Raw genomic sequence first — 1049 nt, forward strand, 5'->3', positions numbered from 1 at the left:
AATGTCTTCGAACTACTTGTTCGCAAGCACCTTTGCATTCTCATCTGCAATGAACTACTTCCTTGCTACGTGGATCGTCACCAGTCCATCAGGCACTGCAGCCTTCAATGAAGATCTCGGTAAGTTGACACTTTACAGCTACCCAATGATCGCCATTCCTAGCATGTTGATGATGTTTGGTATTTTTTACTACATTTGGCGTCAAATTCGCGCGATGACGTCTCTTGAAACTGAACAAATTTTCCACATAAAGTAAAACCTCAGCACTCGAAATACTAAGGGGAAGAGCCCTCTTCCCCTATCTTCCACCCGCCCTTTTCTATTCCATAGCTTTCCATTTAGATTCACTCATCCGTCACTCAGTGTTGACCACGTTCACATTGATAGGGGCGACTTTCGCTCTTTTTATGAAAACCCACATAAAAAATGTGACAAAAATGAACAAGTATATGAAAGTCATGGTGCATTGCTTATCCAACTGATTTAACATGAATTTTTTAAAACCTTGCTGCATTTATAAAAAATATGTTCGGATCAAAAAAATTAAAAATGGAAAATGAGGCGCTTAAGCAGGAATTAGCGAGCCTTAAAGACAAGTACCAAACCGACGTTGAGACGTTGGAACGTCAGTTAAAAGAAGCCAAACAACTACTGAACACAGCGCAACAGCGTTACGAAAGTAGCGACGAGTTGATGTCGAGCAGCTTGAAAGGCGGAGATATGCTCCAAACCATTCGCACAGCGATGGTCGAAAGCGCTCAATCTATGGCGCATGAAAACGAAGAGCTAAAGCTGCTTGATGATATGTTCAAGCAAACACATCAAGCACTCGCACGTCTGGATGACCGAGCGGTAAAAATCAGCTCACAAGCCACTCAAAGCATTGAATCTGTGCAGATATTAGACAACACCGCGACTTCTATTTCCCACCTTGTATCTACTATCCAAGAGATTTCTGACCAAACGAACTTATTGGCTCTCAACGCAGCGATTGAGGCTGCACGCGCTGGTGAAGCAGGCCGCGGATTTGCAGTGGTGGCGGACGAGGT

At 43.7% G+C, this 1049-nt stretch carries 1 protein-coding gene and 1 pseudogene; both read left to right on the forward strand.

Features of this window, described 5'->3' with window-relative positions; genetic code table 11:
• A pseudogene (locus tag R7Q46_RS25240) lies at window positions 1–256 on the forward strand (MFS transporter); the annotation flags it as partial.
• A 269-nt stretch (window positions 257–525) separates the two neighbouring features.
• Window positions 526–1049 (forward strand): methyl-accepting chemotaxis protein (locus R7Q46_RS25245; RefSeq protein ID WP_318077946.1); only part of this gene is annotated, 524 nt, incomplete at its 3' end.

Source organism: Vibrio sp. 811 (assembly GCF_033339195.1).